The following is a 22310-nucleotide window of genomic DNA, read 5'->3' as shown; positions in this document are numbered from 1 at the left end:
TAGCAAAATTTTTGCCTTGTTATCGACGATATTTTCTCGCCTCAAAATTGAACACTTAATTAAGCAAATTGGTATTAGTGTTCATGCTCGTCGTGCGCCGCTTCACTTTTGGCGATCCCCAGCCACACCAGCTTGCCTGGTACAATATCCAGCTCAAAGGTCTGTGACCATGCACCAGCTTCTAAATCGAATTTCTTAATCAGTTTATTCTCCGAGTCGCTGACAAATACCGCTTCTTCAGCCTGAGACAATGCCAGTGAGAAGCTTTGACCTTTGGCCAAGCTCTCGCTCACCATCACTTCGTGCTCAGCTTCCCAGTGGTGCTCACCATCATGCTCATGAGCGGCAAAAACGCTTAGCTTACCTGCGCTATCCATAACGACAATGTGCTCGCCGCTGGCACTGAATCCATAGTAGTTGATGCTATAGCCATTAGTTACTTGCCATTCCAGCGCTTCAAACTCAGCGTCATGCGCATCTAACACAAGCAACTGATCACCGGCTTTCGCAATATACTGGTCACTGTGATGATGACCTTTCAAAGAGCCCACGCGCTGACCTTCTGCAAAGCTCTCCGGGTTGGCGATTTTGCTTGCGCTGAAGGCCTGACCTTCCTGAGTGATCAAGGCCACTCCGTCAGTACAACCAAATACAATGGTTTCTTCATTCTGTGCACTGCCATGCAGTCCAGGACAGCTAACATCAAAGACTTTGTCAGCATGGAAATGGTCACCATGGGCGTGGAACAAACCAATTTGAGCAGGCAACATCGACTCACTGCTGCTGTCACGCAATGTGCTGATCAGGTACTCACCGCGTGCCTGGGCTGCGCCGTGCATATATGTGTTGTATTCCCACACCGCAACCTCTTTGTTTGCACCGCTGATGTGCGATTCGTTGAACATGGCCACTGACGCGTTTTGCTGGCTTTGCGCATCGCCATCAGAGAACACGGCGATACCGCCTTCACTGACCGTCACATGAGTCGGTTTCACCGATTCAAGATGAAATGACACAGCGGCCGGTGCATCCTGATGCGCATGGAAATGGTCATCATGGGCTTCCTGGTATAAACCGCCATCCAAAAACTCCACCATGCCGTTGGTACGCTGTACCGAAATCGCATAGCGATGATTTTCTGAGCCATATAAATAGTCAGGTGCGTAAGTCAGGCCAATCGAGTCAATCAGAGATTGATCTGCAGTTGAGTAGACATGCAGCACGTGGCTGTCAGCACTGCTAACCACCAGACGCCCTGCGACATCGGTTACACCCTCATCGTGATCATGTTCATCATGATCGGCTTCTTTTTCAGATTCTGTCGCTTTCGCCTCTTCAGCCTTAGCTTCATCTGCGACTGCAGGCTGCGCCGTGCGCTCAACGTTGTGATCTGTACCACCACACGCAGACAACAAGATGGCCGATACAGCCGCTGCCAGGACCTTTGCTCTGAAAATCATCAATACTACCTTAAATCCAAACGTTACATTATAACAATGCAGGAATGTTATAGTATCACAAAAAAGAACGCAAGCGTTGCTGGCAAGTTATTTATCAAAAAAGCGATGGGATTCAGGTAAGCGAAGATAAAAATGCGGCCTCTGTTGAGGCCGCAGGAGGAAGTTAGTGAGATTGCAGCTGAGCCACCAGCTGTTCTTCAATCATAAAGGCCAGGTTGTCTATGGTTGGATCTTCAAAGAAAGCAGCCGGTTCCAGCTCAACGGCAAACATTTGTTTGGCTTTCGCCAGCATCTGGATCGCCACCAGCGAATCGCCGCCCAGCTCCAGCATGCTGTCGAAAATACCGATCTGCTCAAAACCCAGATACTCGGCCCACAGGGCAACCAGCTTATGCTCCAGCTCGCTCTCTGGCGCTTCGTATTCCACCGCCAGTTCTGGGCGCGCATGGCCTTTGGGCTTGTTCAGTCGCGCCAACAATGCCTGCTCCGTGGCTCGCGTTGCCGCACACAATTGCGACCACTCGGTGCTGGCACAATAAACCTGCGGCAAATCCAGACTTAGTGCGGCATCAAGTAACTGGCACGCCTCTTTGTGACTCAGCCCCAGTCCATCGGCCAGCGTCATATTGGCCGTCATCCCTGTGTTTATCCAGGCATCCCAGTTCAGAACCTGCACAGTAAATGGGTGCTCCTGCTGTGCAACCGCGTCCAGATAGCTGTTAGCGGCGCAGTAATCACTTTGCGCAAAGGCGCCCACTATGGAGGCCAGACAGGAACACAGCACCATGCGCGTCAATGGCGTCTCGGCAAACAGCTGTAATAACGCCTGTGTACCCTGTACTTTGGCCACGGCGCTTTGTTGTGCCTGCTCCGCGGAGATCTCATTGAGCAAGCCACCACCGGGTAAGCCCGCAGCATGGATCACCTGAGTCACGGGGCCCGTTTCTGCCTGAACTTCGTTAAGCGCCATCTGCATCTGTGTCAGATCAGTCACATCAGCGCTGATCACTTTCAGCCTGGCGCCGCTTTGCTGCAAAGCATGGAGTTGCTGATAGCGCGCACGTAACTTCTGCGGCTGTTGCTCATCTTCGCTCAGCTGTGCCCACTGCGCAGGCTCCGCCATTGACTGGCGCGTTTGCAGCACCAGGGTATGTCCCTGTCCGGCCAGATGCTGAGCCAGCGTAAGGCCTATGCCGCCTAATCCACCTGTGATTAATGTCACCTCAGGTGCAGCACTCGGCGTGGGCTGAGCGGTCACGGCAGTTTGCGTTAAAGTAAAACGATGTGCACCACGATAGGCAATTTCCCCTTCCCCCTGAGCCAAGTCAGCGACCAGACGATTGCTGAGTTTTTGGCTCGGGTTGTCTGCCATCTGCTGTGTCAGTGCCAGTACCTGACAGCTCTGTGCGCTCAGCTCCAAAGGTGCAACCCGCGTGAGCCCTAACAGTGAGGCCTTTTGTACACTAACAGCGTCATCGCCCAGCACATTAAATAGCTCAGTTGCGACGATACTCAGCGGACGCCCGCCAAGCGACATCAGCCACTGCACCACAGGTAGTAGGGTGTTATAGGCCAGCACATCGGTGCTTAGTGATTGCGTAAAGCGGGTGTCGATCACCTGATCAAACTCCCCCACCGCTGCACTCAGCTCACTCAGTTGCGCTGCATCTTGCAGGTTCAGGCGATAAGTCTGTGCATCGAGGGCTGAGAACGCCTCACCCTGCCAGATTTGAGTCAGCAGGGCGCCCGCCTCGGTTAACGCTGCGCTCAGCTGTGTGACCAAAGGCACATCGGCTGCCAGCAGCAACACCCGTTTGCCAGCCAGTGACGACACTTTTTGTGGCGCAACACATTGCTGCCATTGCGGTGCATAAAGCTGCGCGCCTTGTTGAACCGCATTGTTAGTCACATTCGCTGCCGCTTTTGTCACGGCACCCGGCTCAACCCAGTATTCGGTATCCGCAAACACGTACTCGGGCAACAGGTTAGCCTGGCCGTGTGGACGCGCTGTAAGCTGTGTAAAGTCAATCGCACAACCCAGCTGCCATAGCTTAGCTAAGGTTTTGGCAAACGGCGGTAATGGCGCTTTAAGGTCACGTGCGTGAGACACGGAGTGCAATACGACCTTGTCTTCACTCAGTGTTTGTTTGGCCAGTTTTTGCAGGGTGTCGCCCGGTCCGGCTTCAATCAACACATCGGTGTTCTCTGCCAGCACCTTCACACCGGCCACAAAGTTCACCGGCTGACGAATATGGTCCAGCCAGTACTGCGCTGAGCAGGCCTGCTCGGCCGCGATCCAGTCGCCTGTGACGTTAGACACAAACGGCACCTCTGGCGCGCGCAGCGGCGATACACTCAGTACCTGTTCCAGCGTGCTGGCAAAGTCAGGTAAAACGGCTTCGGTCAGGTGACTGTGGAAAGCGTGCGAAACGTGCAGGCGCGTTGCGGCAATATCGGCCGCTTTCAGTTCACCCTGCAAGGCCTTAATTGCTTCGCGCGTACCGGCAATCACGGTATTGGTCGGGCTGTTCAGCGCCGCAATGTCGAGCCCATCATTGAGATAAGGGGCAATGGTTTCACCATCGGCCATGACAGAAAGCATGGTACCCGGCGCCATGTTTTGCAGTACTTCACCGCGTGCAGTCACAAGCTGAGTTGCCACCTCCAGGGTCATTACCCCAGCCAGACAAGCCGCCGCATATTCGCCAATGCTGTGGCCCAGCATGGCACTGATGACCACGCCGTGCGCCTCGTAACATTTTGCCATGGCATAAGCGACCACAAACAAGGCAGGTTGCGTAATGCGGGTCTGATTCAGTAGCTGATTGGCCGTCAGGATCTCGCTGTCTGCCGGACTAAAGACGCTGTGCAGCTCCTGCTGTAAGGTCTCTGGGAAATGCCCCATTACCTCATCAAAGGCGGCCTTAAATGCCGGTACTGCGCGCAGTAACGGCTGGGCCATAGTGACATACTGTGAGCCCTGCCCAGAGAACATCAGTGCTACCCGAGGCGCGGCCGCTTTATCGCCCTGCGGCTCTCGCAGTAACTGCGCAATGGCCTGCTCGGCATTTTCTGCCACACAGGCATAACGCACCGCCAGCGCGCTGCGTTTATGCTGCAACTGGGCAGCCAGCTGGCCAAACTGCTCTGGCGAGCGCTGCAATGTGTCGGCCAGCGCCTGAGTCTGACGAACCAAAGCGCTTTGACTGCTGGCGCTGATCGGCAGCATATGCCACGGCGCATCGCTGTTTTGCTCCGTGTCTTGCTGACTGTATTCTTCCAGGATCACATGGGCGTTAGTGCCACCCATGCCTAATGAACTCACCGCTGCACGACGAACGCTTGCACTGTGCCAAGGTTTCAGCTCGGTATTAACGTAGAAGGGGCTGCTGGCAAAATCGATTTTGCTGTTCAAAGGCTGACTGTGCAGGCTGGGCGGTAACTCCTTATGACGCAGCGCCTGGACCGCCTTGATAAGGCCAGTCACCCCGGCTGCGGCATCAAGGTGGCCAAGATTGGTTTTGGCCGAGCCAATCGCACAGTATTGCTTTGCATCACCACCATAGGCCTGGCTCAGCGCAGCAATTTCAATCGGGTCGCCCAGCTCAGTGCCGGTGCCATGGGCTTCAATGTAACCCACACTGTGCGGCTCAATGTCTGCAAACTCCAGTGCTGCCATAATCGCATTGGCCTGACCGTTAACGCTCGGCGCGGTGTAGCCGACCTTGTCACGGCCATCATTATTGATGGCAGAGCCTTTGATCACTGCCAGAATATGGTCGCCGTCTTCTTGCGCTTCTGCCAGGCGCTTTAATACCACAGCCGCACTGCCGCTGCCGATCAATATGCCATCGGCCTGCTCACCAAAAGCGCTCAACTGACCAGAAGGCGACAAGCTGCCACCAGCCGGGGCATGATACCCCTGATCCGGCGTCAGATTAAGCCACACACCGCCTGCCAGGGCCGAGTCACACTCAAAGTTTTGCAGCGCACGACACGCCATATGCACCGCAACCAGTGAGGTTGAGCAGGCAGTCTGAACGGTGACCGCCGGACCTTTGAGGTCCAGCTCATAGCTCACCCGGGTCGCCAGTGAATCTTTGTCATTGCCGTTGGTTAGCGCCAGCAGGCTGGTAATATCGCGCTGCTGTCCCTGCAACAAGTTTTGCATCAGATAGGCGGGGACACCACACCCGGCATAAACGCCGGTCAGTTCACCCTGCGCCAGTCCGGCGTGGGCCATGGCATGCCAGCAGGTTTGTAGAAAGTGACGCTGCTGAGGGTCTAGTTGCTCGGCCTCTTTTGGCGTGTAGCCAAAAAACTCAGCATCAAATTGCGCCAGTCCGTCAAATGGTATGCCACGCTTCACATAGTCCGGGTCGTTTAAGTCAGACTCGCTCACCCCGGCGCGGCGCAGCGCCTCGTCGTCATAACTTTGCACGGCGCAGCGGCCGGCGCGAATATTTTGCCACAAGGCATCGACGTTATCCGCATCGGGGAAACGCCCGGCCATTCCTATGATGGCAATATCCAGTTCACTATAGTGCTGTTCTGACATGATTATGATTCTCTTACTTTACGTTTACGGGCAGCGACGGCACCCATGCCGCGACGCTGCCGGGCGCCACTCGGGGCGCTAGTTGTTTGTGACTGTGTTGTTTGTGACTGGTCCAGATACGCAGCCAGGCTGGCGATGCTGGGATAGGCGAATAAGTCGGTCAGCTGCAATTGGGCAAACTGCGGTTTTAAGTCGTCGAAGACCGCCATCAGCAACAGCGAATGGCCTCCCAAATCGAAGAAGTTTGCATTGCGGTCAACCTGAGCAACCGCCAGATGCTTCATCCAGATTGTTTCCAGCGCCTGCTCTGTCTGATTGGTTGCCGTGCTGGCTACCGGCGCCTGCGCGGGCTGGACTTTTGGCAGTTGCTGACGCTCCAGCTTGCCGCTGGCATTAACAGGTAGCTGTGCCAGCACCACCATCTGCGCCGGGACCATATAGTCGGGCAGCTGCTCGGTCAGCGCCCGCTTGAGTCTGAGTGCATAGTCCGGGTCGTCATGGCGCTCGCTTTGTACATAGGCAATCAGGCTTAACGACTGTGCCTGCTGCTCGGTGATCACCACCGCCACATCCACGTCCGGCAGCTGCGTTAAGCGTGTTTCGATTTCACCCAGTTCAACCCGGAAACCGCGAATTTTAACCTGATGATCGCTGCGGCCATGATAATGCAGCGCGCCATTTTGCCAGCTAACCAGATCGCCACTGGCGTACATGCGCGCACCATTATCCGCAAACGGATCGGCAATAAAGCAAGTGGCCGTCTGCGCCGGACGTTGCCAGTATCCGCGCGCGAGCAGCTCGCCGCCGATATACAGTTCACCCACCTGGCCTTCGGCCACCGGCTGAAGGTTGCTGTCGAGCACATACAGGTGACGACCATTCAGGGCATGACCCAGCGGAACCTGCTCGCCCGCTGTCAGGGTGCGGCAATCATGAATAGCGGCCTCAACCACAATTTCTGTTGGTCCGTAAGTGTTGAGCAGACGCACCTCACCCAGACCTGCCGCGCGCCAGTCTGCAATGCCCTGCTCTGACATGGCTTCACCACCCGAATGCACCTGGCGTAAATGGGGCAGTGACAATGGCGTGGTGGTTGCCATTCGCGCCCAGCTGGCAGCAATGCTGCGCCAATAGGCAGCACTGAGATCCATCACGCTGATCTTGTGACGTTGTGCTTGCTGGTACAGGGTGTCGGCATCCCACAGCGTATCGCCACGTAACACCACGGCAGCGCCCACAGCCCAGCTGGGGAACAGCTGCTCGACAAAAGCATCAAAGTTAATGGTGGCAAATTGCAGCACAACATCGGCGTGGCTGAGCGCAATAAACGCTTTTGCCGATTCGATGTAACAGGCCAGCGCCTGATGCTCAATCGCCACGCCCTTCGCCTGGCCCGTCGAGCCAGAGGTATAGTTTAAATAGGCCAGTGAATGAGCATGATGCACCACCACAGGCGGAGTGCTGTGTTCATGGTGTTCACTGAGTAAAGCAACCGGAGAAATACAGGGCACAGGTAAGGAGATGTCAGTCTGCTCACCCAGTATCGCCGCACAGCCACTGTCGCTGACCATATGCACTAACTTCGCTTGCGGGAAGTTAGGATCTAACGGTAAGTAGGCGGCATTGGCCTTCAAACACGCCAACACCGAGGCCAGCATCAGGGGTTTACGGGCCTGCATGATCCCCACCACCTGATCTGTCAGACCCTGAGCGACCAGACCATGTGCGAGCCGGTTGGCCGTTTGCTCCAGCCACTCATAGCTATAGTGCTGGTCGTCAAAAATTACCGCCGTGGTATCCGGATTGCTGGCTGCATACTCGCTGATTGATGTCAGCCACTGTGCAGCAGGTGCCGACGCATCAGCGCCCGTTGCCGCCGGAATGTGTGCCAGTTCTGTGCCCAAAGACAGATTGCCAATGGCCTGCTGCGCCTGTTGTGGCAGCTGATTGAGTAGCTGCTGAAAAGCCCCAGACAATCGCGCTATGGTGCTGTGCTGATAGAGCGCCTGATTGTACTGTAGCTCAATGCTCAACTGGCCTTGCTCATCCAGTCGCGAATCTATGCTAAGGTCAAACTGTGCCTGCTGCTGCAGTGACTGCGCATCATCTGTGGTGCAGTCGGCCAGCGTCAGTGCCTTAGCCACATCCTGCTCAAGGTGGTTAAACATCACCTGAAACAGCGGTGTCTGTCCCAGTGCGCGCTGTGGATTCAGCACTTCCACCAGCTTTTCAAATGGATAGTCCTGATAACGCTGTGCCTCCAGTGCTGTGTGTTTGCACGCTTCGAGCAACTGGGTAAAGCTCTGCTCCGGTGATACCGAGCCACGGATCACCTGAGTATTGATGAAAAAGCCCACCAGCTTGTGTAACTGTGCCAGGTTACGGTTGGCCACTGCCACGCCAATCTGTGGCTGACGTTTGCCACTGAGGCGATAAAACAGCACCTGCAAACTGCTTAGCAACAGCATAAACAAACTGGCATTTTGACCATGAGCCAGCTGTTGCAGCTTGTCGGTGTGTTTGTGATCCAGGGTAAAACGCATCACGCCCATGGGCGCTGCCAAATCGCTGCGTCGCGCCTGCTCAGGCACCAGTAACTCTTCATCACCCTGACCATCCAGCCGTTTCTGCCAGTAAGCCAGCTGCGTCGCGGCGGCCTCTGAGGTCAGCCACTCCTGCTGCCACAGAGCAAAGTCACCATACTGGATGTCGCTGCTGTCGAGCGCGCCTTCCCCCTGCGTGTTGTAGTGATGCGAGATGGCACCCAGCAGCAAATCAAAGCTCCAGGCATCACTGGCAATGTGGTGCATAACCAGCACCAGGCGATATGTCTGTTCAGACTCACGGATCAACGCAGCACGGAAATTTTCGCCGTCGCCCAGTGCAAACGGGGTTTCATAGCAAGTACGCTGCAAGACATCCGCCTGTGTGGCTGCATCCGCAGCATCGCTGAGGTCATGATAATGCCACTGCAAAAGCTGCGCAGCGGTGCGTTGACGCCACTGGCCATCAGCAGTTTTAAAATAGGCTTGTTGCAACGCTGGTTGTTGGGCCAGTACCTGTGCACAGGCCTGCTCAAGGCGCTGCGGGTTAATTGTGCCTGATAACTTTATCGTTGCACCAATATGATAGGCACTGCTGCCAGGCTCCAGCTGCCATAAGAACAACTGTCTTTGTTGCTGGGCACTGAGTGGGTAATCATCCAGCCGTTGCGCAGGGAGCTGCACACTGGGTGCATCCATCACGTCTCGCACACGCTGGCAGAAATCGCCAAAGCGATGTGCTGCAAACAAGCTGCTGGGGTCGAGCTGACAATCCAGTTCGCTCTGGATCAGTGCCAGTAACTGGGCGGCTTTAATCGAGCTGCCTCCCAGCGCAAAAAAGTCCGCGTCGTCGTGGTTGACCGGATAACGCAGCACGCTTTGCCAGCACTGCGCCAGTTGCTGGGTCAGGTGATCCCAGTGGGCATTGCCGGGCAGTGAGTCTTGCGCCGTCAGTTGTTGCAGCTGAGCCAGGTCAAAATCTCCATAACTGGCCAGCTCGCTGGCATTGCGTAACTTCAGACAGGCACTGCGCTGGAGCTTACCGCTGGAGGTTTTTGGCAAGCCCCCCTGATCCAGGAGCAATAACAGCTCAGGACAGGCAGCAAAGTGCTCAGTGATAAAGTCACGGACGATCAACGCCGTTTGCTGCGCCGGGACCTCATTGCGATAGCTGTTGCTGGTTTCGATTGCCAGACCAATGCCTTCGCCACTTTCTGCACTGGGCACCGGAAACGCCGAGACCCGACCTTTACGCACAAAGCTCAGCTCGGCTTCAATGGCGCGCTCAATATCCTGCGGATAAACATTGTGACCATTCATGATGATCAAGTCTTTTTGTCGGCCCGAGATATAGAGCTGGCCGTCGAACACATAACCAACGTCACCGGTTCTTAGCCAGCGGTGGCCGTCGAGCTCCACAAAGGTGTCCTGAGTCGCTTGTTCATTCTGCCAGTACCCCAGCGCAATGCTGGGTCCGGCGGTCCAGATCTCGCCAATTTCACCGTCGGCCAGTGCCTGACGTGACTGCGGACACGTGATCCTGAGCAGGTGGCCGCTGGCGACCTGACCACAGCCTACCTGGTGGCAGTATGCGTCGCTGTCGCGCAGATCGCGGGCATCGGCCAGCTCTGCGCGGCCTGCTGCCAGCCCCTGGTTATCAAAGGCACGGATCACGGCGCCGCCACCGGCTTGGGTGCCCGTCACCATCAAGGTGCCCTCAGCCAGACCGTAGCAAGGGTAAATGGCCGATGCCTGCATACCCTGCGGCGCAAAGCGCTCTGCAAAGTCCAGCAGGGTGTCGTGACGGATTGGTTCTGCGCCGGAGAAGGCGACGCGCCAACTGCTCAAGTCCAAATCTGCAAGTTGCTTATCGCGGATCCGCTCCAGACACAAACGGAAAGAAAAGTCGGGGCCACCCGAGACAGTGCCGCCATATTCACCAATCAGCTGTAGCCAACGCGCCGGGCGCTCCATAAAGAAACGGGGCGAGCACAATACCAACGGATAGCCAACGTAGATCGGCTGCAACAACCCGCCAATCAGTCCCATATCATGAAACAGCGGCAACCAGCTGACCATCATATCGGATTGGGTGGTTTGCATTCGCTCGGTGATCACCGCTTCATTGGCCAGCAAATTACCATGGCTGACCATCACGCCTTTTGGTTTGGCGGTTGAGCCCGAGGTGTACTGTAAAAAGGCAATCTCGTCGCTGTGCGCCGGGTGACGTGGCGCTTCAGGTGCTGGCGTGTTTAATTCGTCCACCACCTGCATAATGATGCCATCCAGAGCCTCGCACATGCCCGCGACCGTTTCGCTAAAACGAGAGGTGGTTAGCACCAGCCGGGCACTGGCGTCTTCGGCAATGCCCACGGTACGGGCAATGTGTTGCGCCTTGGTCGACTCGGGTGGAAAGCTCGGGATAGCGGTCACCCCCAGGTGCTGACAAGCAAGAAAGCTGGTCACATATTCAATGCCGGTATCCATCAGGATCAGGGCGCGATCCCCCGCACTGACGTGATGCTGCAGATGCCCTGCCAGCTGTAAACTCTGTTCATACAAGGCCTGAAAACTAAAGCGTGTGTGTGCTTTTTTATCTACGCAGATCAGCGCGGTTTGTTGTGGCTGCTGTGTTGCGTGGTGGGCAAGGCGATCCATTATCGTCGTGGCGGTCATGGGGTACTCCGTGAATAAACTGGCAGTGTGGCAAGGCAGTGCGGCTGGGTGTTCGCCCCGCACTGGCGCTGATCAGCAGCTAGGCTTATCAGTCGACGCCGGAAAACTTACTGATCCATCGCCTGGCGAAGGCTCAACGGACGCATATCAGTCCAGTGCGTATTGATGTAGGCCAGACAGGTCTCTTTATCACCTTCGACACCCACATCCTGCCAACCACCGGGCACGCTTTTGTAACTGGGCCAGAGTGAGTATTGTTCTTCATGGTTAACCAGGACCTTGAAGGTGCCATTGTCGTTATCAAAGCTCATCGTTTTCTCCAAAAATCAGACTGTCGGCATAGTGACGCGCGACAGTCCGGGTTTTTTAGTCTTTTTTCACGATCAGTTTGGTGGCGCTGAGCTTATTGATGGACACCTGCCAGGGATAGAATGGCAATTCAACCAGCCCTTGCTGTGCACTGTAATGTCGACTGCTGTCGCTGAAGTGCACCGAGTCGCGATTGGCACTTTGCGAATAACTCAGCAGGCCGCGGGCAACCGGCCCGTTATCATCAAAGCCCACCACCATCATCCAGCTGGAGCCAAAGTTAATGCCGTAACCTTCCTCTCGCAGCCCGGACCACAGCGGCCGTCCATCAACCACACTGGTCAATGGCGGTGATGGCTGAGCGGCAAAGCTACTCAGGTCCATGGTATTGTGGGTGGCAAACACGTTAAACCCGCCACTTTGATGTTCAGGTCCGGCCCAGGGCAAGCGCTCCGTGCCTTTTTGCAAATACTGGATCTCAGCAAATGGTGCATCCAGCGCAAACCCATAGTGCGCTAAATCGGCCGCAGCACGGAGCAGCTTTCGCAGAATATCTGGGTCCGATTTCAGTGTGTGTGGCGTGGTGGTTGGCAATCTGGGATTAAACGGCACCGCAAAGTCTTCGCGCTTGTCGAGCACACGGAAAAACTCCCGCGCCAGATGGGCCGATTTTGATGTCAAATCAAAGCGTCCATCCCACTGTGCAAATGCGCCGCAAACGGGATCAACATCGACCTCCAGCTGGTCGTTCAGCGCCCAGCGCTGACCCGCATACTGCTGACATAAGTCGGCGATAACCCCTCGCTCACTGGCAAAATAACTACCGTTGCCCAGCAGGATATGCTCCAGTTCGTCGAGACTGAAACGACCATCTCGCCCCGATCCTGAACGCAACAACGCATAGGCATAACGGCTGCGCTCAGACTGCTGTACATCCACCTGACCATACAAAGGAGAGACGTCGCGCAGTGGCTGTGAAGCATTACTCAGCCAGAATGAGTCATTGGAATTTTGCACATAATCACGACGGCTGAGTGACGGTGCTTCGGCCAGCTCAACGGCCCCATCAAAAATCATCTCTTCGCGGTCACCTGGCAACACCACCTGACCTGTGGCGGCAAAAATGGCTGCGGATTTGGGGTTCGTCTGTAACCAGCTCAAAGCAGTCGCTGAAAGGTTAGGGACATTGGAATCATCGGTATAGAAAGCGTTGCCATATTTATCTGCTGCCAACGTATTATTGAAAGACAGACCGTTAAAACGTCTGGATGCTGCGCGCAATCGTGCGACTGACTCGGCCCGGTTATAAGACAGCCAATGATCTATGGCAGAGAAGTTATCCAGATTGACATCACTGACCGCATAGGCCACCCCGTCCTGCCAGGGAAAGCGCTCTGCGTCTTCGAGCATTAAACCAAAGTGTGTGGCATACGCCGTGTGGGTGTGCGTTTGCATCCCCGTTGCCGTTTTCACTACTACCTGGATCTCACGCTCACGCATAGTGTGCCACTGTCCTTCATAACGATATCGGCGTGGATTGTCCGGGTCCAGCGTCAATTCATAAAATACATGATGCAGTGCCGTTGAGTAGGTGTGGGTCCAGGCCAGGTTACGGTTGAAGCCGATATTGACCACGCCGGGCATACCCAGAACGGAAGCGCCCATCACATCCAGTTCACCCGGTACCGTGGCATGATGGGTCCAGAAACGGAAATTGCCATTGAACGGAAAATGTGGGTTGGCCAGTACCATACCCCGGCCATTGTGGCTCAGGGTTTTACCAATCGCCCAGCCATTTGACCCCTGTGTGAGTTGCTCGGCAGGTGTCAGTGCCATAGCGCGACCCTGTTGTGCTGGCGTGGTCGCGTTGTCCGGCCCGGCCTGCACTAACTGTGGCAGTAACCGACCCACACTGCCCTGCACGCCCATCAGCAATACATTGGCAATCACGTCCTGTGCGGTGATGGGTTTAACCCAGGGAGCATCGCGACAGATCTCATCCAGCTGTTCATTGCCCGCAGCAACCTCCTCAAGATAGTGGTTATACCCGGCAGCAAAGCCCTCTGCCAGTGCGCGCGTGCTCGCCGATAAGCTCAAATATTGCTGTGCAGCACGACCTGGCAAGTCCAAAATGCGATAACCGATATCCGACATCAGGTAGTGGTTATCTCCTTCATAACGATGTGCGCCAAGATATTGAGCACGCTCGCCACGCAGCCGCAGGTAGCCGTCTGCCAGCAGACAACTGTGATCTTGTGCCTGAGCATAGGCATTGCCATAGCCCAGTCCGTACAGACTCTGCGCTTTGACATGCGCAATACCAAACTGGGTGCGGGTGAGACTAACGGCTTCGTTGTTGTGAGGATGTGTCAGGGCTGGGGGAAAAAGTGGGGCGGCCTGTGTGCTGCCCATAAAAATGGCGAGCCCTGCAATGCTCAGTGTAAATAATTTCATATTCATCCTTTTGTTTAAAAATACAAAAAAGCCCCTGAGAAAATAGAAGTAGGAGCTTCACTTGTAGACGCGAGATCAAAACAAAAAATCACCCCAATGCGTCCAATCCACAGTGCCCGACGCGCACACCGGTTGCACCTCTGGGTGCCAGAATCCTAAGTCACTGCACTTTGAACCTCATAAAGGTCCAATTCAGGGTAGAAAATTACTTGACGGCAAAATACAAAAGGAAATAACATAATAGTGATAACTATTATCATTCGCCATAACGGATCTAATACAAATACACCAGGAGAACTTACCGTGCCGCAGTCGTGTGAAAAGTGGTCAAATGTCATTGCAGAAAACGAAGCCAAGCTACTTGCTTATTTGAATAATATTCTGCGCTGCCCCTATCTCGCTGAGGATGCGTTACAAGATACCTTTATTCGCCTGTCTGGCATGTCTGCCTGTCAGAATTGTCAGGTTAAAAACTCGAAGAGCTTTTGCTATCAGGTGGCCCGCAATATCGCCATCGACATGTTACGCAAACAAAGCCGGGAAAGCCTGGTGGATATGGAATCTGTGCACGGCGAGCACTTTGATGATGAAGAATCTAACATTGAAACCCGCTTTATTGACGCACAGCTGTCGGAGAAGGTGAATCACACCATTGCCAAGCTGTCTAAACGCCATCAAAACGTGGTGAGTTTTTATCGTGACGGGCGGTTAAAGCAAAAAGAAATTGCTCAGATGTACAGTATTTCTCCTACCCTGGTCAATTTCCTGATCAAAGAGGCTATCCAGTCGTGCAAAACAGAACTGGGGACCGCTCAGCTCACCCACTAGTCGGTGAGCTTTAGCTGCTGGCGGGCAGTGAGTTTTGCTGAAATAAAGTCAGCGTGCGCCACATAGAGCAGACCTGCTACCTTTCTGACCATATGTTCCTCATGAGGGTCTAAGCGGCCGTCGGCAAAAGCAACCAGCCACAGCAGCTCTATTACTTCTATCCGTTCCAGCTCGCCGGTATGCGCGTTGACGACACGTACAAACCGATGCAAATCAATCGCTTCATCTACCATCTCAATAGCCTGGTCACGAATAAGCTCGCTGGCCTGTGTGGAAATCCCACTGTGCTGAGTCAGTAGCCGGGCTATCATATGGCACTCGTCGACATGGACTTCACCGTCTGCACGCATAATTTCCACCATCAACGCGGCCAATGCGGTGGTAAAATCGGGTGCCTGATCAGACTCGGGTTGCTCAGCCAGGGTATTAATGAACTTTCTCAGTTGCGCAAACAAGTGCACCTCCTAAATATGTTACACTTCAAGCAAGACGATAATGGATTAACAGGTTTTGTATGTCACATTTGTGTTTTAAGATAACTCGGGCAATCAAACAACCACGGCGTTTAGCTCTTCTGGCCGTACTCTCTTTACTTGTCAGTGCCTGTAGTAGCTACACACCTCCGCCCAATGGCGTCGTCGAAAAGCTGTACGACTTCGATCATAAGGTGCACTATGAACAAATTAAGTATAATGACGACCACTACTATTTACAGATAAAATCGGATAGTTATCAGCACTTTTTGCAACAAAGTGTGTTTTTACTCAGACACAGCCAACGGCTTTGTCAGGGCAGCTTGCCGCAATTGGTAGTGATCGCGGGAATACAAGGCTTTGACCGCCTGCCCACTTACCCCAGACCGTATGAGCCTGACTTGCAAGTTGAAGTGCGCTGTGTGAAAAAGCCGTAATACTCGCACAGCTCAGTATGAGTTACTGAGCTGTGCAACCCTCTTAGTCCTGATAACCCCAAGGGGCTTTGGGTGCCTGAACCGGTTTAGTCAGGTCAAAGTCAACTCTGAACTCACGCCCTTCTCTGACCAGGCGATAGGTAAAACGCTCATCGTAAATGTACATCTGCCACGTGTTACCTATAGATTGCGGAATACCGCGCCTCGCAAATAACTCTTTGGAGTACTGATCCGCCGGGAAAGACTGCACATTGTTATACCCCGCATCGACTGTATGACCACCATACATAGTCGATTCATCATCACTGCCATCCTTATGACGGTGGTCATGCTTGAGGCTCAGGCCGCTACCTGTTTTGGTAATGATCCAGGTGCGCGAGGCATTTTGGCCAACATGAAACGGAATTTGCAGCTCCTGCTCGTTACAACGACGCACGTGCATGACCAAACGCGCTTCGCTAAACGCACTGGGCCCTTGATTGTCGACTGTCACTTTGCCTTCATACGCTTTGCCACAATGTTGTTTGATTTGGTCGAAGAACGCATCATGCGTGGGGATAGAGACTAAAGGCGCCGGGCGCGCCATTACCGCACCACTGACCAGCAAAGCAGCTGCATAAACGAGTTTCATATCATTGTTCCTAAAAAATAATAAAGGCCGCAGCGTAATCCACTTAGCGGCCTTTGCCAATTAAATGCGGTGATCACACAGTTACTGCCAGGGGCGTGCCGCCTGAAGCTGGTGTTCAAACTTATCTATTTGGGCGTTGAGCTGCTCGGTTTCACCGATAAAGTCGAGCCCACTGAGCAGTCGGGCTTTAATGTCCGGGCGAACATCAAACGCGATCGGCGCAAAATGCTCGCTACGCAGTTGCTGAGCTGCCAGGTCGACTTCAATCTGGATATCGGCCTGGCGCTCACACAAGCCAAACAGACTATCCAGGGTGCTCGCTGGCAGGCTAATGCACAGCATCTGATTATTGCCACAGTTGTTAAAAAAGATATCCGCAAAACTCTGTGCCAGGATCACGGTAAAGCCGTACTGCTTGAGCGCCCAGGGCGCATGCTCCCGCGATGAACCACAGCCAAAATTATCCCGAGTCAGCAACACGCTGGCACCCTGATATTGCGGCGCATTGAGAATGAAATCCGGATCCGGCTCGCCTTGTTCTGTGTAGCGCCAGTCATAAAAAAGCGCCTTGTCAAAACCGTCCCGACTGGTAGACGTTAAGAATTGCTTGGGAATGATCTGATCGGTATCGACATTATTTTTATCCAGCGGTGCTAACAATCCGCAATGAAAAACACTCATGCCTGCTCTCCTTGAATATCGGTAAAGTGACCCGCAATTGCTGCGGCCGCGGCCATCGCAGGGCTCACTAAGTGGGTTCTGCCACCGCGCCCCTGACGCCCTTCAAAGTTACGATTGGAGGTTGACGCACAGCGTTTACCCATCCCCAGACGGTCGTCGTTCATTGCCAGACACATAGAGCAACCGGGTTCACGCCACTCAAAGCCTGCCGCCATAAAGATATCCGCCAGACCTTCTTGTTCAGCCTGCTGTTTTACCAGACCTGAGCCTGGCACTATTAAGGCTTCAACGCCGCTGGCAACCTGTTTACCGGCCACAACCTGGGCTGCGGCGCGCAAGTCTTCAATACGGCTATTGGTACAGGAGCCAATAAACACCGTATCTACTTTAGCGTCTGTCAGTTTCTGACCTGCGTGCAGGCCCATATAACGCAGTGCGCTGCGCATGGCCTCGGCCTTGATCAGATCCGGCTCAGTTTCCGGATCCGGAATAGCCTCATCAATCCCGATCACTTGCTCGGGGCTGGTGCCCCAGGTCACCTGTGGCTGGATCTCGTCGGCGCTGATGATCACTTCGCTGTCGAAAGCAGCATCAGGATCTGAGTGCAGAGTTTGCCAATAAGCCACAGCCTGATCAAAGTCTTTCCCCTGCGGTGCGAAAGGACGGCCTTTCAGATAATCGTAAGTGGTCTGATCCGGAGCGATCAATCCAGCCTTGGCACCCATTTCAATGCTCATATTACACAGAGTCATGCGCGCTTCCATCGATAAGGCCTCGATGGCCGTGCCGCAAAACTCCGCCACAAAACCGGTGCCTCCTGCCGTGCCCAGTTTACCGATCACGGCCATGATCAGATCCTTCGCCGTGACGGTGGGCCGCAACGTGCCGGTGATCTCAATTTTCAGCGATCTCGCTTTCTTCTGCTGGAGTGTCTGAGTGGCCAGCACGTGCTCCACTTCAGAGGTGCCGATGCCATGGGCCAGTGCGCCAAAAGCACCATGCGTTGAGGTGTGGCTGTCGCCACACACGATAGTCGTGCCTGGTAAAGTGATCCCCTGCTCAGGCCCCATCACATGCACTATGCCCTGATTCACTGAGTTCAGATCATAAAGTTCAATGCCGAATTCCTGACAGTTCTTTGCTAACGCCTGAAGCTGGTTCTTACTGACTTCACTCGCCGCGTCAATGGAACGGCTTTTGGTCGATACATTGTGATCCATGGTCGCAAAGGTCTTATGCGGGCAGCGCACCGTGCGGTTCTTTTCACGCAAGCCAGCAAACGCCTGAGGCGAAGTGACTTCATGCACCAGATGCCTGTCGATATACAGTAAGTCGGTTTGCTCGTTTATACTGGCGACCACATGCGCCTGCCAGATTTTATCGTATAATGTTTGTGCCACTTGCTACATCCTGTTGTTAATCTGAGATCAGGTTAAATTCGCTCGACAATTGCATGGGCGACGTCCAGGGTGGTGTAACCAGCTGCCGGGTAAATATCCGGCGTACCCACACCGGCTGCCACAGCTTCTGCTACCGCCTTTTCAATGCGCCTTGCCGCCTCATCCTGTGCCAATGAATAACGCAACATCAGCGCGGCACTGAGGATCTGTGCGATTGGATTGGCAATACCTTTTCCTGCAATATCGGGGGCAGATCCGCCCGCCGGCTCATAAAGGCCAAAACCCGATTGATTCAGGCTTGCTGACGGTAGCAACCCCATGGAGCCTGTGATCATGGCGCATTCATCCGACAGGATGTCACCAAATAAGTTGTCACACAGCAGCACATCAAACTGCCCCGGCTGTTTAACCAGCTGCATTGCGGCGTTATCAATATAGATGTGCTCCAGTTCCACATCCGGGTAGTCTTTACTTACCTCACACACCACCTCGCGCCAGAGCACGCTCGATGCCAGCACATTGGCTTTATCAACTGAGGTAACCCGGTTACTGCGCAGCCTTGCCGCTTCAAACGCAAAACGGGCAATGCGTTCAATTTCATGGCGACTGTACCGCTGCGTATCAAACGCCGCTTCCTCAGGTCCCGACCCCTCACGGCCCTTTTCACCAAAATAGATGCCACCGGTTAGCTCGCGAACACACAAAATATCAAAGCCTTGCTGACTGATATCAGCCCGTAATGGGGAAGCGGCACTGAGTGCCGGTAGCAACTGGGCCGGACGCAGATTACAAAACAGCCCGAAATGTTTTCTCAGCGGTAGCAAAGAAGCACGTTCAGGTTGCTCCTGAGGCGGTAAATGCTCCCACTTAGGCCCACCGACTGAGCCAAACAAAATGGCATCTGCTGCTTCACACGCAGCCAGTGTTGTAGGAGGCAACGCAACACCATATTCATCAATGGCCGCGCCGCCAATAGCATGATGTTGGCGCTCCAGAGTAATACCAAATACTTCGCTGACTTTATCAAGCACCAGTTCAGCGGCCGCCATGACCTCAGGCCCAATGCCATCACCGGCTAATACGGCTATCTGATAATTTGATTGACTCATCCTGCTTTCCTTTGTTGTTTCAGACTCGAGACCTTAGCGGCTCGGTGAATTAAGTTATAAACGTGGACCATGGCGTGTACCGACGCTTCAACAACATCGGCAGCCAGTCCGGTGCCGTGGTAGCGGCGACCGTCATATTTAGCAATCATATCGACCTGCCCCAGTGAGCTTGCGCCCTGACCGGTGGCATCCAGGTTGTACTCAACAATATCAACGGCTTTGCCTGTGATCCGCTCAAGTGCCAGAAATGCCGCTTCCACCGGCCCGTTGCCGGTAGCCGCTTCTTGTTTTAGTTGCTCGCCCATTGCAATCCCCACGGTTGCACTGGCAATAGATTGGGAGTTTGACGACGCGTTGACAAATTGCAGCTGGTAAAAATCGTCTTTGTCAGTAATCTGATTAAAGTGGATCATCGCTTCCAGGTCATAGTCGTATACTGTGCCCTTCTGATCGGCCAGGGCCAGGAAGCTCTCGTAGAGTGAATCCATGTCGTAGTCAGATTTTTGATAACCCAGCTCGCTCAGGCGGTGCTCAATGACATGGCGACCGGAGCGTGAGGTCATATTCAACTGGTTATTTGGCACGCCCACGGTTTCCGGAGACATGATTTCGTAGGTATTTTGCGCCTTCAATACCCCATCCTGGTGAATACCTGAGCTATGAGCAAAGGCATTTTCGCCGACGATGGCTTTATTAGGCTGGACCGGCATATTACAAATCTTAGCGACCTGGCGTGATGCCCGATAAATTTCTTCGCTGCGAATATCACAACCCACCCGTAAATGGTCTTCACGCATTTTTAGGATCATGGCAGCTTCTTCTAATGAGCAGTTACCGGCACGCTCACCAATACCATTAATGGTACATTCGATTTGCCTTGCACCGGCCTGTACTGCAGCGATGGAGTTCGCAACAGCCAACCCTAAATCATTGTGGCAATGCACGCTCAGGCGCGCTTTATCTATATTTGGCACATTATTACGGATATGGCGGATCATCGCGGCATATTCATCGGGTGTCACATAGCCCACTGTATCAGGCAGGTTAATGGTGCTGGCACCAGCATCTATAGCTCGCTCAACAACACGACACAAGTCATCAAATGGCGTGCGGCTGGCATCTTCACAGGAGAACTCAACATCATCGGTATAGTTGCGCGCCAGCTTAATTGATTTAACCGCCATCTCGGTTGCATCATCCAGGGACATTCTTAGCTTATGCTCCAGGTGCAATGGACTGGTGGCGATAAAAGTATGAATACGGCTTTTCTCAGCCGGTCTCAGCGCCTCACCACAGGCTTCAATGTCTTTACTGACAGCACGGGCCAAACCGCAAATGCTTGGTCCACTGATTTCTCTGGCAATGCGCTGTACTGCACGAAAGTCCGCCGGACTTGAGACCGGGAAACCAACCTCCATCACATCTACATTTAAACGACTAATGGTATGCGCGAGCAGAATTTTATCTTCTTCCGTCAGACTGGCTTTAAGCGCCTGCTCTCCATCTCTTAATGTCGTGTCGAATATCCAAACCTTGTCTTGCATACCTGATGTCCTCGTTTAAGCATAAAAAAACCCCGCACAATGTGCGGGGTTTATCGTGTTGCTGCCCTTACGCGCAACTACGCCCCGCTCTTACAGCTAAGCAGTAAGAGGTTAAGCAATAGTGACAACGTAATAATTTGCATGTGGGCACTGGTCCTGTTGATGAATTGACTATGTTTTAACATGGCCTAAAACATCAAATCAAGCATATTTATTTCACAAAAGCCGATTTAAAGCAGTCTAAAAAGGAATTTTAATTCAAACACAAAAACAGTACAGGTATTTTCATGCCAAAAGTGTGAGGTCACTGGAAGTTAAACGCATGAGAGCTTAAATCCAGGGTGATTTAAATTTATTGAAAATAGGGGCAATTATTCTGATAAAACTCCATGAGGAAACTTTGCTTGCGGTGTCTGCGACATGCTCAAAAAGCAACTCACGCTATATCCGACTCCACTCTACGTCTTTACAGTGCTTTGTCATTATTCTGAGGTTGATCCGGGCCCGGCTCGTTAGTATTGAGTATGCTTGATCAGAAACCAATGCCATGCATTTAGTGTGGCCTCCCGCATCACGTGCGGGATGACGGTAGTGTGGACTGTAAGAGTCTAAATATAAGCGACTTCTTTAAAAACACTAGGCCTATAAAGAGTCTAAAAAAATAGTACTTTTAACCCATTCCAGCAGCGACTCGATATTGGCCCAGTTCAGCTCAGCCTCCAGCAACTCCGTTGTCATCCCGCACGCGATGCGGGATCTGCTTAAACCATTCTCTCGGTATTGAGTGTGTCTGTTTCGACGCATTTGCCATACGAACGGTGTGGATTGCCAGCATTTACCGCTTTTTAAATCGCACATAGCAAAAAACCCGCTCCATTGCTGCAACGGGTTTGACGTACATGGAAGTACTAATGTCGATGATATTCATGGAAGTGTGTCCAAAGACTGCTAGATACCAGCTTCATGGATGAATAGACAACGCTATTCTATCTACAGCTTCATCGGCCGGGGCCGACCCTTCGGCTATTTCGTTTGATGTATAGGACATACGAATGCAGTGCATCCATGGATGGATAGAAACTGCCACTACTGAGTTTGGGTGACGAGAAACCGAAGCAACGCTTCGCAGTTCGAGGAAGTGAGCGCAAGGACGCGCGAAGGGGGGGATACTATATGGAAGTACTTTATACCATTTTGAATAATTAAC

Annotated in this window: 13 protein-coding genes; 2 read left to right on the top strand and 11 right to left on the bottom strand. The window is 53.4% G+C overall.

Annotated features, from left to right (window positions below):
• Positions 1-74: 74 nt before the first annotated feature.
• The 5 genes from TW77_RS21930 to TW77_RS21910 form a co-directional block, all read right to left on the bottom strand.
• Positions 75-1460, bottom strand: coding sequence for a hypothetical protein (locus TW77_RS21930; protein WP_046007098.1), 1386 nt, complete (start codon positions 1458-1460; stop codon positions 75-77).
• A gap of 163 nt (positions 1461-1623) precedes the next feature.
• Positions 1624-6018 carry a type I polyketide synthase gene (locus tag TW77_RS21925; protein ID WP_046007097.1) on the bottom strand — a complete coding sequence of 1465 codons (4395 nt, stop codon included), beginning with the start codon at positions 6016-6018 and terminating at the stop codon, positions 1624-1626.
• A gap of 2 nt (positions 6019-6020) precedes the next feature.
• Positions 6021-11237: a non-ribosomal peptide synthetase gene (locus tag TW77_RS21920; protein ID WP_046007096.1), complete on the bottom strand. Its 5217-nt coding sequence runs from the start codon at positions 11235-11237 to the stop codon at positions 6021-6023.
• Positions 11238-11344: 107 nt separating this feature from the next.
• Positions 11345-11548, bottom strand: a complete 204-nt coding sequence (locus tag TW77_RS21915; protein ID WP_046007095.1) for an MbtH family protein — start codon at positions 11546-11548, stop codon at positions 11345-11347.
• A gap of 55 nt (positions 11549-11603) precedes the next feature.
• Positions 11604-14000 carry a penicillin acylase family protein gene (locus tag TW77_RS21910; protein WP_052713302.1) on the bottom strand — a complete coding sequence of 799 codons (2397 nt, stop codon included), beginning with the start codon at positions 13998-14000 and terminating at the stop codon, positions 11604-11606.
• Between the two features lie 303 nt (positions 14001-14303).
• On the opposite strand from TW77_RS21910, the gene TW77_RS21905 reads away from it, so the two are divergent.
• Entirely contained in the window at positions 14304-14828 is a 525-nt protein-coding gene (locus TW77_RS21905) for an RNA polymerase sigma factor (RefSeq protein WP_010383862.1), read from the top strand.
• Here the strand turns inward: TW77_RS21905 and TW77_RS21900 are convergent.
• Positions 14825-15289 (bottom strand): TerB family tellurite resistance protein, encoded by a 465-nt coding sequence (locus tag TW77_RS21900; protein WP_428838754.1) that lies wholly within the window; start codon positions 15287-15289, stop codon positions 14825-14827. The genes TW77_RS21905 and TW77_RS21900 overlap by 4 nt on opposite strands.
• 53 nt (positions 15290-15342) lie before the next feature.
• Here TW77_RS21900 and TW77_RS21895 point away from each other — a divergent pair, with 53 nt between their 5' ends.
• Positions 15343-15738 carry a hypothetical protein gene (locus TW77_RS21895; RefSeq protein WP_046007093.1) on the top strand — a complete coding sequence of 132 codons (396 nt, stop codon included), beginning with the start codon at positions 15343-15345 and terminating at the stop codon, positions 15736-15738.
• Between the two features lie 43 nt (positions 15739-15781).
• Here the strand turns inward: TW77_RS21895 and TW77_RS21890 are convergent, their stop codons facing one another.
• The 5 genes from TW77_RS21890 to leuA form a co-directional block, all read right to left on the bottom strand.
• The gene (locus TW77_RS21890; RefSeq protein WP_046007092.1) at positions 15782-16369 is read right to left on the bottom strand and encodes a hypothetical protein; all 588 of its coding nucleotides are present in this window, start codon (positions 16367-16369) and stop codon (positions 15782-15784) included.
• Between the two features lie 81 nt (positions 16370-16450).
• Entirely contained in the window at positions 16451-17050 is a 600-nt protein-coding gene (gene leuD, locus TW77_RS21885; RefSeq protein ID WP_046007091.1) for a 3-isopropylmalate dehydratase small subunit, read from the bottom strand.
• Positions 17047-18450, bottom strand: a complete 1404-nt coding sequence (gene leuC / locus TW77_RS21880; protein WP_046007090.1) for a 3-isopropylmalate dehydratase large subunit — start codon at positions 18448-18450, stop codon at positions 17047-17049. The genes leuD and leuC overlap by 4 nt, the downstream gene beginning before the upstream one ends.
• A 32-nt stretch (positions 18451-18482) precedes the next feature.
• Positions 18483-19559 (bottom strand): 3-isopropylmalate dehydrogenase, encoded by a 1077-nt coding sequence (gene leuB / locus TW77_RS21875; protein WP_046007089.1) that lies wholly within the window; start codon positions 19557-19559, stop codon positions 18483-18485.
• Entirely contained in the window at positions 19556-21103 is a 1548-nt protein-coding gene (gene leuA / locus TW77_RS21870) for a 2-isopropylmalate synthase (RefSeq protein WP_046007088.1), read from the bottom strand. Before leuA ends, leuB begins: the two co-directional genes overlap by 4 nt.
• Positions 21104-22310: the final 1207 nt, after the last annotated feature.

Origin of the sequence: Pseudoalteromonas rubra, from assembly GCF_000967655.1 — a bacterium.
Taxonomy (GTDB): Bacteria; Pseudomonadota; Gammaproteobacteria; order Enterobacterales; family Alteromonadaceae; genus Pseudoalteromonas; species Pseudoalteromonas rubra_A.
This window is presented reverse-complemented; position numbering and strand designations above follow the sequence as displayed.

Coding starts and splice junctions, on each gene's coding strand:
- TW77_RS21930 (WP_046007098.1), bottom strand. CDS start 1,460: ATGATTTTCAGAGCAAAGGTCCTGGCAGCGGCTGTATCGGCCATCTTG.
- TW77_RS21925 (WP_046007097.1), bottom strand. CDS start 6,018: ATGTCAGAACAGCACTATAGTGAACTGGATATTGCCATCATAGGAATG.
- TW77_RS21920 (WP_046007096.1), bottom strand. CDS start 11,237: ATGACCGCCACGACGATAATGGATCGCCTTGCCCACCACGCAACACAG.
- TW77_RS21915 (WP_046007095.1), bottom strand. CDS start 11,548: ATGAGCTTTGATAACGACAATGGCACCTTCAAGGTCCTGGTTAACCAT.
- TW77_RS21910 (WP_052713302.1), bottom strand. CDS start 14,000: ATGAAATTATTTACACTGAGCATTGCAGGGCTCGCCATTTTTATGGGC.
- TW77_RS21895 (WP_046007093.1), top strand. CDS start 15,343: ATGTCACATTTGTGTTTTAAGATAACTCGGGCAATCAAACAACCACGG.
- TW77_RS21890 (WP_046007092.1), bottom strand. CDS start 16,369: ATGAAACTCGTTTATGCAGCTGCTTTGCTGGTCAGTGGTGCGGTAATG.
- leuD (WP_046007091.1), bottom strand. CDS start 17,050: ATGAGTGTTTTTCATTGCGGATTGTTAGCACCGCTGGATAAAAATAAT.
- leuB (WP_046007089.1), bottom strand. CDS start 19,559: ATGAGTCAATCAAATTATCAGATAGCCGTATTAGCCGGTGATGGCATT.
- leuA (WP_046007088.1), bottom strand. CDS start 21,103: ATGCAAGACAAGGTTTGGATATTCGACACGACATTAAGAGATGGAGAG.